The organism is Macrococcus psychrotolerans (assembly GCF_038095555.1).
Lineage (GTDB): Bacteria > Bacillota > Bacilli > Staphylococcales > Staphylococcaceae > Macrococcoides > Macrococcoides psychrotolerans.
The window spans coordinates 1,192,699-1,207,439 of record NZ_CP124591.1; the positions used below are offsets into that span (position 1 = coordinate 1,192,699).

A 14,741-nucleotide genomic window follows, 5' to 3' on the forward strand; every position below is an offset into this window, starting at 1 on the left:
CTATCATAGACATGTATCATTGTATATGAAAAAACCACTGACCTAACAGTGGTTTAAAGTATTAAAAGCTTCATTTATGATGGATATAATATCAGTATCCTTAAAAATTTGCTGTCTATTATGTGAATGATTATCCATCGTACCCTTCTCAAATTTAAGATGCAATAAATATTCAATATTCCCTTTAGTCCCCGAGATTGGAGAATACGTAAGGTTTTGAGGGCGCAGATTATAATCAGTTGCATAATTCAATACTTTTTGGATTACATTTATATGTGTATCCTTCGACTTGACGATACCTTTATCAACCTGTTCTTTATGGGCTTCAAACTGTGGTTTGATCAGCGCAATTATATCACTGCCATCTTTAATAACTTCGACAAGTGTCTTAAATATAAGCGACAGAGAGATAAAGCTGACATCAATGCTTACAAAGTCAGGAATAGGAACAAATAAATCACGCGAAACATATCTAAAGTTTGTCTGTTCCATTACTGTGACTTTCGGATGAATACGAAGACGGTAATCCAGCTGGTTTGTTCCGACATCGAGCGCATATACATGTTTTGCACCATTTTGAAGTGCACAGTCCGTGAAACCTCCTGTAGAGGATCCTATATCGAGATGAACGCGATCATTTATATCGAGTTCAAATTGCTGTAGTGCTTTCTCTAATTTCAGTCCGCCTCTACTTACATATTTTTTTCGTTGATCCTTAACTCGTATTCTTATCTTTAGCGGATCAATCTTTTCACCAGCAGTATCAATACGTATATTATCATCAAAAACGAGTCCTGCCATTATTGCACGCATTGCAGCATCCTTCGTCTGATAATAATCTTGAGCTACAAGATATTCATCTATCCTAACTTTCTTCATGTAATATCGCCAACTGCTTTATTTCATGGATAAGATTTGCTTTATTAATACCAATATCGTCAAGCAGCATAGAAACATCCCCATGCTCTATATACTCATCGTCGATTCCAATACGTGTTACGTGGACATTCAAGTGTAAATCAGAATAATAATTGCTAACAGCTGCTCCAAAACCACCACTCAACATTGCTTCTTCTATCGTCAATACAGGGATATTACGTTTAGCAGCGGCATCTAGATACTGGTAATCTAAAGGCTTAATGAAACGTGCATTTACAACTTCAATGCTGACTCCTTCTTTTAGAAGCTCTTCTCTGACTGCTTCAATGAGCTTTAATGTCGGACCGAAACTTAATACGATTACATCAGTGCCTTCATGAAGCACTTCCCAGTTGCCTCGCACGATACTTTTTGGTGTTGCATCTACTTTCACACCATATCCATTACCACGGGGATAACGAATCGCTATAGGGCCCTCATATTCATAAAATGCATTATGTAAGAGGTGATACGCTTCATTTTCATCCTTCGGCATCATAACAGTCATATTCGGCATATGCGTCAAGAAAGAGATATCGAAGACACCTTGATGTGTCTCCCCGTCCGCACCTACAAGTCCAGAGCGGTCGATACCAAAAACTACATGTAAGTTCTGTCTATCCACGTCATGCAGCATTTGATCATATGCCCGTTGTAAAAATGTCGAATAAATCGCAACGTAAGGTTTCATACCGTTAGCAGCCATTCCTGCCGCCATTGTAACCGCATGTTGTTCTGCTATCCCTACATCAAAAAACTGTTGCGGAAGTTCTTTTTGAAACTTCGTGAGCTTACTTCCGACAGGCATCGCAGGCGTAATGGCTGCGATCGTCTTGTCTCTTTCTGCAAATGACTGCACAGTATCACTAAAAAACTGACTCCAAGAAGGGCCTTGTACACTTCCCTTCAAGACCTCACCTGTCTCAAGTTTATATGGACCTAGACCATGCCATGTGCCGATCTTATCATTTTCTGCCGGATGATAGCCTTTCCCTTTTTTCGTAATGACGTGAACTATTACTGGGCCATCAATGCGTTTTGAAGTCAGTAATGCTTCCTCAAGCTCCTTATAGTTATGACCATCTACCGGTCCAATATATTTAATACCTAACTCTTCAAAAAAGATACCGTTGACGACAAGATATTTTAAACTGTCTTTCACACGATCTGCCGAATCTCTAAGCTTATGTCCTCCTGGAAGTTTGCTCAAGAAGAGATCAATATCACTTTTAGCACGATTATAGTTCGAGTTCGTTCTTAATCTTCCGAACATATTATGCATTGCCCCGACATTCGGCGCGATACTCATTTCGTTATCATTTAAAATGATTGTCATATTCGTTTTATCATGACCAATATGATTTAATGCTTCTAAGGCCATTCCACCTGTTAACGCTCCATCTCCAATGATGGGCACTACTTCATAATGCTGCTGCTGAATATCACGCGCTTTCGCCATTCCCATCGCTGCTGATAAAGAAGTAGAACTATGCCCTGCTTCCCATACATCATGTTTACTTTCATTCAGCTTTGGAAACCCGCTTAATCCTTTATATTGACGTAATGTATCGAACTGCTCTGCTCGACCTGTCAAAATCTTATGGATATATGCCTGATGGCCGACATCAAATATCAATTTATCTTCTGGACTATTAAATACTTTATGGAGTGCGATCGTCAGTTCAACGACCCCTAGATTTGCACCAATATGTCCACCTGTAACTGCACACTTTTCTATTAGAAAGGTTCTTATGTCCTGACTCAATCCATCTAATTCTTCATATGATAAATCCTTTAAAAAGGAAGGATCTTTAATCTTTGTAACGTCCATTACTTCCCCACCTACAGTCTATACTTTAGTAATCCCTATTATAACACTCTTTTGTAAGTCATGAAAAATAAAAAAAGCCTTCACAGGCTTTAATTATTTGTTTCTTTCGATAATAAATCTTATAAGCTGTAGCAAGCCATCATTAACTGGACGTAACGCTTGTACTAGTTTTTCTGTATGTTCAAATTTTTCTTTCAGCAGTGCTTTAGATTGTTCAAGGCCGAGCAATGAAACATAAGTACTTTTATCATTTTCGACATCACTGCCTACAGGTTTACCAATCTCTTCAAATGAGCCTTCAACATCTAATATATCATCCTGTATTTGAAACATGAGCCCCACATTTCTTCCAATTTGGTCTAGAAGCTGCATCTTTTCGTCCGAAAGCTTCATGATTATCCCTGCTGCAACGAATGCCGCTCTAATCAGCTCACCTGTCTTATAACTATGTACTCGTTCCAGCTGATTGAGTCCGAGTGCCTGATGTTCGCCTTCCATATCAAGCATTTGTCCGTAAACCATTCCTTTAGAGCCAGCAGCTTCACTTAACAGACTTATAAGCGGCAGCTTGATATCTGCATCAAACTTACTTTCTGTAATCATACGAAAGCTGTCTGTCAATAATGCGTCCCCGGCTAATATTGCTGTTGCTTCATCAAAATGCTTATGATTTGTTAATTTACCTCGTCTATAATCATCATTATCCATGGCAGGTAAATCATCATGGATAAGCGAATACGTGTGGATCATCTCTAAAGCCACACCAAAAGATAGACCGTCAACAGCATTACCACCCAAACTATCTATAGTCGTCAAGACAAATAATGGGCGTATCCTCTTGCCACCAGCACTTAATGAATAGTGCATGGAGTCAAATAACCGGTTGTCCTTTGAGTTATATAACCCTGCAATCACATCTTCAATATTTTGGAGAAACTGTTTATTCATCTGGATTTTCCTCAGCACTATTCAGCTTGGTAAGCTTCGCTTCTGCTTCAGCAAGCTTCATTTGGCAGGCTTGAGATAATTTTACACCTTGTTCATACAGTTCTATAGATTTTTCTAGACTCACCTGTTCATCGTCAAGCGCTTTAACGATTGATTCCAGCTGCTGCATCATTTCTTCAAATGTCTTAGCCATGATAATCACCTCTTATTTATTAATATGCATCACTTCTGCCTTAATTTCCCCATCATTAAGCTGTATATGTACATAATCATGTTCATTCACATCATCTACAGATTTAATAATCTTATCCTCACTTCGCACAATCGCATAGCCTCGTAATAAAGTCTCTGCTGGACTTAAAGATGACAGTAAAGCAATATGGTGTTTGAGCTGCTGATGATAGTTTGACAGCTTATATGATAGCATTCGATCCATAACATTCTGCATCGAATGAATCTGCTCATATTGATACTTTAATTTCGTATTCAACTTCTGCGCATCAATTTTATTCGAAATGAAATGAAAATTCATCTTATTCTGATTGATCAAATTAAATGATGCATGCTTCATTCTCTGCTCAAACTCATCTAGTTTCTGCATCTTCTGTTCGATCAGCATATATGGATTTTTAAAGATATAATATGAAGAAAGATAATTTAATCGTTCATTATTATGCTTTAGTCTTTGATTCATTGCGCGCAGCATCGTGATATCTACTTGCTTTAACCCGACGAGCAGCTCTTTGCTATCTGGTGTTGCCATTACGGCTGCTGCAGTCGGAGTAGGGGCTCTGTGATCCGCCACTAAGTCACTGAGTGTAGTGTCCGTTTCATGCCCCACCGCAGAAATGACCGGTGTATTACATGCATATATCGCTTCGACGACAACTTCTTCGTTGAACGCCCACAAATCCTCAATAGAACCCCCACCACGTCCCACGATAATAACATCGGCACCTAACTGATCAGCTGCATTTAAATTATTGACGATATCATCTTTTGCTGCTTCACCTTGAACGATTGTTGAAATATACGTAACTTCCGCTAAAGGATAGCGTCTGGATAACGTCGTTCTAATATCTTGTACAGCAGCTCCAGTACTCGCTGTAAGCACCGCGATATGTTCAGGATATTTTGGTAGCTGTTTCTTATTTTCTACATTAAAATAACCTTTTTCGAAATACTTTTTCTTCAAAGCTTCTAGTCGTTCATATAATATACCAATACCATCTAATCGAATATCTTTGGCATAAAGTTGATAGCTCCCTCTGCTTTCGTATACACTGATACGTCCCGTAATAAGAACACTGTCTCCTTCTTTTGGAGAGAAAGTAAGCTGTGCTGCATCACGCTTAAACATCATACAGCTAATAACACCGTCATTATCTTTTAATGCAAAATAAAGATGGCCACTTGAATGACGCTTAAAATTTGACAGTTCACCCTTAATATAGACATTGGTTAAATAAGGATCTTTATCAAACTTCGTTTTAATATATCTCGTTAATGCACTTACACTTAGATACTTCTCCATAATTATCACTACGCCTTATTTTTAATAATTTCACTCAAAACTCCGTTGATAAACTTATAGCTTTCATCGTCGCTAAATTTCTTCGCTAAGTTCACTGCTTCGTTGACAATTACTTTTTCTGGTGCATCTGTATACAGTAATTCAAATGCGCTTAGTCTCAGTATAATACGGTCAATTTTATTGAGGCGCTCCAATGCCCATGACTTCAGGTGTGGCGTAATCTTGTCATCCAGTTCATTTTGTTTTGAACTGACACCACGAACTAATTCATCAGCAAATACATCTCTGTTTGGAGGTTCCACGATAAAACGTGTTGCATCTTCCACTGATATTTCGTGCGCTTCATTTTCTATCTGAAATAATATTTGTATCGCATGTTCTCTAGATTCTGTTCTCGACATAAAGTTTCTCCTTCAATCAAAAAGGGATGCAAGCATCCCTGATTAATTCTCTTTAAATTTAACATTTACAATATGGATATTTATTTGTGACGGCTCAATCGCAGTCATATTTCCTAGTGCATTCTTGATTGCTTTTTGTACAAGTGTAGCAGTCTTTGCAATCTTTGTACCATAGTCAAATGCGCAGTACGCATCTAGAACTATCGTGTCATCTTTCGTATCAACTTGTACACCACGTTGATTTTTAACACCAAGCTTTTCTAAAGATTTACTTTTTTGTACAAGTGACACACCTTTCACTTCTGAAACTGCAATTGAGGCAATGAGTTCAATAACACTTGGCGCAATTTCAACTGTCCCAAGATTACCTTTTTTATTTGTTTCGATCATGACATAACCTCCTGTCTATAACAATAACTATACCATGAATTTATTATAAAATAAAAACAGAAATTAAAAAACGCTAAACGCGTTTTTAATCTGACAATATATTGTTGTCTTCAAGAAATTTAGTGTTGTAGTCATTTGAACGAAATGTTTCATTCTGAATTAATGCCATATGGAATGGAATCGTTGTATCTATACCTAATATAATAAATTCTGAGAGCGCTCGATACGCTGAGTTTAGTGCAGTTTCTCGGTCTTTATCATGAACGATAAGCTTGGCAACCATCGAATCATAAAAAGGTGGAATGCTGTAGTTTGTGTAACATGCCGAATCTACTCTGACACCATAACCCCCAGGAGCAATATACTGGGTAATTAACCCTGGAGAAGGCATAAAATTATGATATGGATTTTCTGCGTTGATTCTAAATTCAATCGCATGACCGTTAACCTTTATCTCTTCTTGTGTCATCGTAAGTTTTTCACCACTCGCAATTTTTATCTGCCATCTAACAAGATCTGTCGCTGTCACCATTTCTGTAACTGGATGCTCAACTTGAATACGCGTGTTCATCTCCATGAAATAAAATTGCTTCGTATCTATATCATATATAAATTCAACAGTTCCGGCACCTTCATAGTTAACAGCTTTAGCTGCATTAATTGCTGCCTGACCCATCGCATATCGCGTAGCTTCATCAATATATGGCGAAGGACTTTCTTCGACGAGTTTCTGCATACGACGCTGTATCGTACAGTCACGTTCCCCGAAATGCAGTGTATTACCGTATTGATCCGCAAGGACTTGAATTTCTACATGACGGAAATTTTCTATAAACTTTTCTAAGTATAAGCCTTTATTCCCGAATGCAGTTTCTGCCTCCTGTTCTGTCATACGATAACCATCTCTTAACTCTTGCTCATTCCTGGCAACACGTATGCCTTTGCCACCACCGCCAGCAGTCGCTTTAATTATGACCGGGTAACTCATGGTTTCAGCAAGTTTTAGCGCACTTTCAACATCTTCCAGTAACCCATCGCTACCAGGCACCACTGGAACACCAGCTTTTATCATCTCTTTTTTAGCAACGTCTTTAATTCCCATCTTACTGATTGATTGATGACTTGGGCCGATAAACTTAATTTGGCATGCCTCACACATTTCGGCAAACCGTGCATTCTCTGCTAGAAATCCATAACCTGGATGAATCCCATCACATCCTGTACTACTCGCAATCATCAGTATGTTCGGGATATTCAAATAAGAGTCTTTAGACTGTTTCGGACCTACACAATATGCTTCATCAGCAAGCTGTGTATGTAGTGCATCTCTATCAGCTTCTGAATAGATAGCAACGGACTGGATTCCTAAATCTTTAAGTGCTCGAATGATACGTACCGCTATCTCTCCTCGATTTGCCACTAATACCTTCTTCATATCACTTCACCTTGAAGAGGGGCTGACCATATTCTACCAGTTGACCATCTTCAACTAAAATTTCAATGATTTCTCCACTTACTTCAGCTTGAATTTCATTGAACAGTTTCATCGCTTCTAAAATGCACACAATACTATCATTCGTCACCTTATCCCCTACCTTAACATAAGGATCCGCTTCAGGGGATGGAGATTTATAAAATGTTCCAACCATAGGCGCATTAATCGTAATAGTATCTTCATTATGTTCTTCAGTCGTAGTTATCTCTTTAACTTGAATTTGCTCCTGTGTCAGTTGCTTTACAGGTGCTGCCACCTTTTCTTTTTCTTTCTTCAATACAACCTTCAATTCTTTATCTTCATAATTAAATTCAGTGATTTCTGATCTATCGACCATATCAATCAGTAATTTTATATGTTCAAGATTCATAAGATACTCCTTTATACATAGTTTTAAGACTAGCTACTAATCAATTGTAAACTAGTGGTCTGACCAATTCAACAATAAAAATAAAAAAGACATGTATAAAAACATGTCTTTCATAAAAATTATCCTCGAGATACGTAAGAACCATCTGTTGTGTTGATAATTAATGTATCCCCTTCATTAACAAATAAAGGGACGTTTAATGTGTATCCAGTTTCAACAGTAGCAGCTTTCGTCGCACCTTGAGCTGTATCACCTTTAATACCAGGTTCAGTCTCAGTAACTTGAAGCGTCACTGTATTCGGTAATTCAACACCTAAAGTTTCCCCTTCATACATCTGGATATGAACTTCCATATTTTCTTTCAGGAACTTTAATTCATATTCAATTGTATCCTCAGATAATTCAATCTGTTCATATGATTCAGTATCCATAAATACATGTTGATCGCCTGAAGCATATAAATACTGCATGCGTTTGTTGTCAATTTGAGCTTTTCCGACTTTTTCTCCTGCACGGAATGTCTTTTCCTGGATTGCACCTGTTCTTAAATTTCTTAGCTTTGAACGTACAAATGCAGCACCTTTTCCCGGTTTAACGTGTTGGAATTCAATAACACGCCATATACCATTATCTACTTCGATTGTTAAACCTGTCTTAAAATCATTTACTGAAATCATGAATTTTCCTCCTCAATATACCTACTATAAAATAATAAGGTCTTTTGTGGAATGTGTAAAGCGCTTTAGACCATTTTTAGTGACTAAAACATCATCTTCTATACGAACGCCACCTAAACCTGGCACATAGATTCCGGGTTCAAGCGTTACACACATATTTTCTTCCAAAGTATGAGGAGAACGTTGTGAAAGCATAGGGTTTTCATGCACTTCAAGTCCAATGCCGTGTCCAAGACTATGGCCAAATGCGTCTCCATAACCATATCCTGCAATCACGTCTCTCGCAATTTTATCCGCTTCAACGCCAGTCATTCCAGGTTTAATTTCGTCAAGTGCTTTAAGCTGCGATTCTAAAACAATGTTATAGATTTTAACCATCTCATCTTGTGGCTCTCCGACTGCAATTGTTCGTGTAATATCCGAAATATAACCTTCATAAAGTGCACCATAATCAAATGTAATCATTTCACCAGATTCAATCACTTTATTACTTGCAACACCGTGTGGTAATGCACCTCTGATGCCTGATGCGACAATTGTTTCAAAAGAAGAACTTGTAGCACCTAATGCTCTCATCTTCATCTCCATCTCATTATTTAGATACATTTCAGTTACACCAGGTTTTGTAATCTTTAAAATATAATCAAACGTAGCGTCTGCGATATCCGCAGCTTTTTGTATCTGCTCGATTTCAAATGGTTCTTTTATCATTCTAATCTTTTCAATTTCACCAGTAACATCAATAAGCTCTGCACCTGTTGCAAGCTGCATGTACTCTTGATAAGTGACAAGATTCCCTTCAAATCCTACTGTCTTTAATTCTAACTCTTTAATTACTTCAGTTATCATATCTAGTAAAGATGTTTTTTGTTTTACGATTTCAAAAGATTGTGCCTGTTTCGTTGCTTGTTCTATGTATCTGAAATCTGTAACGAGTATGTTTCTTTCCTTACTGATGATCAAGCCTGCACTACTGCCTGTGAATCCAGATAAATATCTTCTGTTATGTGGTGAAAGGACTACGACTGCGTCCAGCTGCTTTTCTTCTAATAAATGTCTGACTTTTTCTATTTTCATCTTTTTCTCCTTAGTATATGTATTTTGACTATATTTTCTGAATATATACATGTTACCATAGTATTTAGAAAAACGAATCATTCGAGGAGTAAAAAATGAAAAAATTCAAAATATTATCATTAATAATGACTTCTACTATAACACTTACTGCCTGTAGCGGAGGTGCTGAGACTGACCTTACTGAGAAAGCTACTGAGCTAAAAAAAGAAGTTAAAGTACTGAAAGCAAGAATTGAAGATGAGAAGACGAATACTATAACGAAACAGAACACATTAAACGCAACTAACAATGAAATCAAGCAGTTGCAAGGAAACACACAAATGTCTAATCAAGAATTTACAAATCACTTTAATTCATATGCGGACTCACTTGCATTAGCAATAAAAAATTTTTCTGCGATTGAAAATAAGCTTTCAGTGCCGAAAGACATACAACATGAAGAAACGTTAAGTACAATAAAATCAGACGTTAAAGACACAATCAAGCAATATGACCAGAGATTTAAAGATAGTGAACCACCTGCCACTTTTATAAATGTGCATCGCCAGGTGAATGATGCGAACCATAAATTTGAGAGTGCCATCAATTTGATTCATGAAGGTTATGAAAAGTCTGATACAAAAAAAATAACGCAAGGTAAAGCGATGCTTCACGATGCGATAGAGGCGTTTAATAAAATAACGATTGAATAACAAATTAAGACTCTGTAAGCTGATGCTACACGCAGAGTCTCTTGTTTGGTGACAAATAATTAATTTCAATTTTCATCGAATTTACTCAGGCCTTGTCTAGAAAAGATCTAGGATGTACAAATAGCAACTATAATGTATTACACCTCTCAGCTTTTTATTTTATTAACTCTTTTGGGATTAAATCATAATCAAACATCACTTCTGATTTATTTTTTAGTATAAGATCTTTACTTATAATTTCACCGTCTGTATTTTTAGTCAATTTGTAAATCATCGAGCGACGGTAAAATTTATCTCCCTGTTTAATGTAATGATGATTTTCTTCAATTAGTTCGTATTGGTTCTTTATTGGTTGTTCACTACGTAATTCACCATACAATTTCTTATCTTCCACCCATACACAAAGTTGGACATTCTGATTAGTAGTATTCCTAAATCGATAGTCAACATAATTGTAAGCAACAGATGTGCCATTTCTAAGCGGTTTCCTTTCAACTTCTTCTAAAGCCAGTGCATCCGAATGCATATGAAACTCTGTTACTTCTAAGGGACTGTGCTGAATGAGAAGATTGATTGTATTTGCTAAATTACATAAACCTCCACCTGCTCCAGCTTGTAATTTATTATTAATGATTACACGTCCGTCTTTATATCCATTTTGCTTGTTAGCATTCCCTACTAAATACCAAAATGAAAACTCTTCTCCTGGACGAATGATTAAACCATTCATAGTTCTTGCAGATTTATCGATATTAAAAGCTTTATTATATTGCAATTTTGGGTCAATGCCCTTTCCTTTTTTTATTAAATTAGAATGATATGAATATATTACATTCGGTAATTTATCATCTATCCGTATTGAAGCGAAAATTTTCTTTCTATTTTGTATTTGCCTTTTCAATCTTTCTTTTTGAACAGATAATGCATATAATACTGGATGAATTTCCGAAAATAACTTTCTGTGCTTTGTCATTTTATACCCTCTTCTCAATGTTTTGAAGCCGTGCAGAATAACTTTTCCTTATTTTATAAAACTTGAGTAACAACGCTTCAACTTTTCTTTTCTTTCCGATGTTCAGTTCACCTTCATGCAGCAAATATTTTACTAAAACACTTTTTATTCCTGCTCTATTCGCGCCTAAAATATCTGTAAAAAGTTGATCTCCAATTAATAAGATCTCATCTTTTTTTACATCTAACATTTCAACAGATTTTAGGAAGTTCATTTTATTCGGTTTATTTGCCATAGGAATAAATAAGGCATTGATATTACGGTTAAATTCAGATATACGTTCTTCACTATTATTAGATAGCAATAATGTTTTTAGACCTAATCTGTGTATTTCATAAAATAAATTATCTATTTCATTCGTTGTATCTGCTCCGTGAGGCACCAAAGTAGCATCTATATCAAATATTATCGCCTTAAATCCTTGGGCTTTTAATAATTCAAAATCTATATTGAATACAGAATCAATCATTGCATACGGATAAATTATTTTTATCAATGGAATTACTCCTATCTCAATACTCCAAATTTTAAAAAGTCTATTTTATACACTTTAATTTACTTTAAATGTAAAGTATTGTCAATATTCTATTTATTAATCATTTATTATTCATAGTTCTATTTATTGCTAGTTACAAGAAATAAATTGTAATTTTTGTATTTTCATGATAACATCTTAAAAAATGAGCTAAGGATGAATTTAACGATGAGCAGTGAACTGATAGTGATGTTAACCTATGATGATTTTACAGTTAAAAATGCAAATGAAATTTTTGAAGCTTGTGTCGACTCGAAAGCAAAATATTGGGGGTGTAAAGATAAAGGCTTACCATTAGAAGACATGAAGTTATTATTCAGAGTGATGAAGGAACATGGTAAGACGACGTGCCTTGAGGTCGTAGAATATACAGAAAAAGAATCGTTAGAAGCGGCGAAATTGGCAGCAATTTGTGAGTGTGACATCTTAATGGGTACGGTATATTACGATTCTATACATAATTTTTGTAATAAAAACCAAATTAAGTATATGCCATTTATCGGTGAAGTAACTAACCGCCCTTCTGTATTAAGCGGAGAAATAGATTCCATTATTCAACAAGCTCAAAGTTATATAGATAAAGGCGTATATGGTCTAGATTTATTAGGATATCGCTATAATGGTGATGCTAAAACCCTTATATCAGCTGTAGTAAATTCAGTGGATGCACCAATTTGCGTAGCTGGTAGTATAGATTCATTTGAACGATTAGATGAAATCAAAATCATTTCACCTTGGACATTTACTATTGGCAGTGCATTTTTTGATAATAAATTTAATGGCAGCTTCAAAGAACAAATCGATATCGTTTGTGATTATATCAATCAATAACTAAAAATTTTAAATGTATGAGAAATGAAGAAGAGCTTAGTCTATTTAAACTTGAAGTGAACCCAAAAAGTTAGACTTTTCTTGGAATGGAGAGATCCATTCCTCTTTTTATACAATTTTTAATTAATACATTTTCTTCTGTAGCCTACCGGGCTCAACCTCCCTAATTTTAAATTAATACATTTATTGTTGTAATAACATATATAAGTGCCCATTGTTTCTTCAAATTGCTCATAACTTTCCTAAACTTTATTGTAGAATATTTCCTGCTTCAAAATACCGAAAAAACTTTCCAAAGGGGAATTATCCACACAGTTACCTTTACGGGACATACTATGGACGTCCTTTACTCTTTTCGGTTAATCTGTCAATACCACGTTTATTAAAAGCACTTATCCAAGAGGAAATAAGAGATGTTTTATTGATACGAAATTTTATAGAAGTAATGCTTAATGAAGCATTATTTATTCTCATCCACCTTAGTATAATAATCTTATCCTCTAAACTGTATTTTGTCTTTCTGTTTTTCTTTCAAGTCCTTCAATTTGAATTCCAAACCATATTTAGACAAAATTAAACACCCCAAAAACTGGATTTTAGGGCGTAGTTCAACTAAGTTCTTTTTTATATGATTCAATCACAAATCCTTCTAGCAATCATTTCAAAGCATAATAGCGCATGCGCTTACCTTCTTTTTAACCATTCTTCACTTCTATATTTTTCTATTATTACAGAAACTTCCTGTTCAATCTCAGCAGTTACTTCAAAAGGCTTGAGCTTAATGTCGAGACCTTTCTCAAACCCTTCATAAAATGCTTCTTCCATCATTGCAATGGTAATCTCTTCATCGGTCAGATCAGCTATACTGACTGCTTTGGAATAGAAGCTACGTTTCATACGTTCTTTCAGTCGTTCGCTACTAAAGATGAACAAATCAAACAGTTCATCTACATCAATCGACTGTAATATTGAACCGTGCTGCAGAATCACTCCTTTTTGACGGGTCTGTGCGCTACCCGCAATCTTTTTGCCTTCAACAACTAGTTCATACCAGCTCGAAGCATCGAAACATACTGAACTTCGCGGGTCTTTTAGGCGTTCTCTATCTTCTTTCGTCCTTGGCACCGAAAATTCCGCCTGGAACCCTAAATTCTTAAACCCTTCTAACAGCCCTGTTGAAATCACTTTATAAGCAGCAGTAATCGACTCCGGCATCATAGGATGAGATTCAGGTACGATCACACTGTACGTCAGTTCTTTATCATGCAGAACTCCTCGTCCACCTGTCGCACGTCTGACAAGTCCGTATCCTCCGGTAGACACTTTATCAAGATCAATTTCTTTTTCTAGTTTTTGAAAGTAACCGATCGATAATGTTTTCGGATTCCATCCATAGAATCTGATGACAGGCGGCAGCTTTCCTTGTGCTACTAAGTTAAGCAATGCTTCATCCATCGCCATATTATAATATGGATCATTATTGTGTGTATTGATAAACAACCATTCTTCCTGCATATGCAACCCTCTTTACTGTATGTCTATAGTTTTAAAAAATACTTTGAAAATAAAGTATATTATATCTATAATATATCTATGAAATAAAAAGGAGGAATACCTGTATGAATTTCTGGTATGTGTTAGGTATTGTTCTTCTCTTACTATTCATCTATATACTTGTTAATTACTTTATTAATCGTAAAGCTGTTACTGAGTTAAGTCAAGATGAGTTTCAACAAGGGTTAAGAAGAGCACAAGTAATCGATTTACGCGAGAAGGCTGACTATGATTATGGTCATATCATCGGGGCTAGAAATATTCCGATGTCAATATTTAGAACACGTATGCTAGGTCTACGTAAAGATCAGCCCATCTACTTCGTCGATGCGAACGGTATTTCAAGCTATCGTGCTGCACGAATGATGAAGAAGCATGGATATAATGATATCTATATGCTTAAAAATGGCTATAAAGGCTGGACTGGCAAAATTAAGTCAAAATAAAACAAGGTTAAGACATGCGTCTTAACCTTG

At 36.0% G+C, this 14,741-nt stretch carries 17 protein-coding genes and 1 pseudogene; 3 read left to right on the forward strand and 15 right to left on the reverse strand.

Translation table 11 applies throughout. From position 1 onward, the window contains the following. Nucleotides 1-42 precede the first annotated feature (42 nt). From QA539_RS06055 to QA539_RS06105, 11 genes are all read right to left on the reverse strand, one after another. The gene (locus tag QA539_RS06055; protein ID WP_419894970.1) at nt 43-879 is read right to left on the reverse strand and encodes a TlyA family RNA methyltransferase; all 837 of its coding nucleotides are present in this window, start codon (nt 877-879) and stop codon (nt 43-45) included. Further along, complete coding sequence (gene dxs / locus QA539_RS06060) at nt 866-2,749, reverse strand: 1-deoxy-D-xylulose-5-phosphate synthase (protein ID WP_419894971.1); 1,884 nt, start codon at nt 2,747-2,749, stop codon at nt 866-868. The genes QA539_RS06055 and dxs overlap by 14 nt, the downstream gene beginning before the upstream one ends. Nucleotides 2,750-2,842: 93 nt before the next feature. After that, a complete protein-coding gene (locus QA539_RS06065; RefSeq protein ID WP_419894972.1) occupies nt 2,843-3,697 on the reverse strand; it encodes a polyprenyl synthetase family protein in 855 nt (284 codons plus the stop codon). Next, nucleotides 3,690-3,890 (reverse strand): exodeoxyribonuclease VII small subunit, encoded by a 201-nt coding sequence (gene xseB, locus QA539_RS06070; protein ID WP_219491914.1) that lies wholly within the window; start codon nt 3,888-3,890, stop codon nt 3,690-3,692. The genes QA539_RS06065 and xseB overlap by 8 nt, the downstream gene beginning before the upstream one ends. 12 nt (nt 3,891-3,902) lie before the next feature. After that, entirely contained in the window at nt 3,903-5,231 is a 1,329-nt protein-coding gene (xseA, locus tag QA539_RS06075; RefSeq protein ID WP_419894973.1) for an exodeoxyribonuclease VII large subunit, read from the reverse strand. Between the two features lie 8 nt (nt 5,232-5,239). Further along, nucleotides 5,240-5,632 carry a transcription antitermination factor NusB gene (gene nusB, locus QA539_RS06080; RefSeq protein WP_120785626.1) on the reverse strand — a complete coding sequence of 131 codons (393 nt, stop codon included), beginning with the start codon at nt 5,630-5,632 and terminating at the stop codon, nt 5,240-5,242. 42 nt (nt 5,633-5,674) lie between these two features. Next, on the reverse strand, nt 5,675-6,022 hold the full coding sequence (locus QA539_RS06085) for an Asp23/Gls24 family envelope stress response protein (RefSeq protein ID WP_012657076.1): 348 nt from the start codon (nt 6,020-6,022) through the stop codon (nt 5,675-5,677). 85 nt (nt 6,023-6,107) lie between these two features. Continuing rightward, nucleotides 6,108-7,457: an acetyl-CoA carboxylase biotin carboxylase subunit gene (gene accC, locus QA539_RS06090; RefSeq protein ID WP_219491919.1), complete on the reverse strand. Its 1,350-nt coding sequence runs from the start codon at nt 7,455-7,457 to the stop codon at nt 6,108-6,110. A gap of 1 nt (nt 7,458) precedes the next feature. Next, nucleotides 7,459-7,887 carry an acetyl-CoA carboxylase biotin carboxyl carrier protein gene (accB, locus tag QA539_RS06095; RefSeq protein ID WP_219491922.1) on the reverse strand — a complete coding sequence of 143 codons (429 nt, stop codon included), beginning with the start codon at nt 7,885-7,887 and terminating at the stop codon, nt 7,459-7,461. A 119-nt stretch (nt 7,888-8,006) separates the two neighbouring features. Next, a complete protein-coding gene (efp, locus tag QA539_RS06100; RefSeq protein WP_012657079.1) occupies nt 8,007-8,564 on the reverse strand; it encodes an elongation factor P in 558 nt (185 codons plus the stop codon). Between the two features lie 24 nt (nt 8,565-8,588). Beyond that, nucleotides 8,589-9,641, reverse strand: a complete 1,053-nt coding sequence (locus QA539_RS06105) for a M24 family metallopeptidase (protein WP_413474520.1) — start codon at nt 9,639-9,641, stop codon at nt 8,589-8,591. A 95-nt stretch (nt 9,642-9,736) separates the two neighbouring features. Here QA539_RS06105 and QA539_RS06110 point away from each other — a divergent pair, with 95 nt between their 5' ends. After that, nucleotides 9,737-10,333, forward strand: a complete 597-nt coding sequence (locus QA539_RS06110; protein WP_419894974.1) for a hypothetical protein — start codon at nt 9,737-9,739, stop codon at nt 10,331-10,333. Between the two features lie 154 nt (nt 10,334-10,487). On the opposite strand, the gene QA539_RS06115 is transcribed toward QA539_RS06110, so the two are convergent. After that, complete coding sequence (locus QA539_RS06115) at nt 10,488-11,306, reverse strand: VanW family protein (RefSeq protein WP_419894975.1); 819 nt, start codon at nt 11,304-11,306, stop codon at nt 10,488-10,490. Nucleotide 11,307: 1 nt separating this feature from the next. Continuing rightward, nucleotides 11,308-11,841 carry a YqeG family HAD IIIA-type phosphatase gene (locus QA539_RS06120; RefSeq protein WP_419894976.1) on the reverse strand — a complete coding sequence of 178 codons (534 nt, stop codon included), beginning with the start codon at nt 11,839-11,841 and terminating at the stop codon, nt 11,308-11,310. Between the two features lie 195 nt (nt 11,842-12,036). Here QA539_RS06120 and QA539_RS06125 point away from each other — a divergent pair, with 195 nt between their 5' ends. Further along, nucleotides 12,037-12,711 (forward strand): hypothetical protein, encoded by a 675-nt coding sequence (locus QA539_RS06125; RefSeq protein WP_419894977.1) that lies wholly within the window; start codon nt 12,037-12,039, stop codon nt 12,709-12,711. A 119-nt stretch (nt 12,712-12,830) separates the two neighbouring features. Here QA539_RS06125 and QA539_RS06130 read toward each other — a convergent pair. Both QA539_RS06130 and QA539_RS06135 read right to left on the reverse strand, forming a co-directional pair. Further along, nucleotides 12,831-13,046 (reverse strand): annotated as a pseudogene (locus QA539_RS06130) (IS3 family transposase); the annotation flags it as partial. Nucleotides 13,047-13,395: 349 nt separating this feature from the next. After that, on the reverse strand, nt 13,396-14,226 hold the full coding sequence (locus tag QA539_RS06135; RefSeq protein WP_419894978.1) for a lipoate--protein ligase family protein: 831 nt from the start codon (nt 14,224-14,226) through the stop codon (nt 13,396-13,398). Nucleotides 14,227-14,330: 104 nt separating this feature from the next. Between QA539_RS06135 and QA539_RS06140 the strand changes: the two genes are divergently transcribed. Next, nucleotides 14,331-14,711: a rhodanese-like domain-containing protein gene (locus QA539_RS06140; RefSeq protein WP_099483037.1), complete on the forward strand. Its 381-nt coding sequence runs from the start codon at nt 14,331-14,333 to the stop codon at nt 14,709-14,711. The last annotated feature ends 30 nt before the right edge of the window (nt 14,712-14,741 follow it).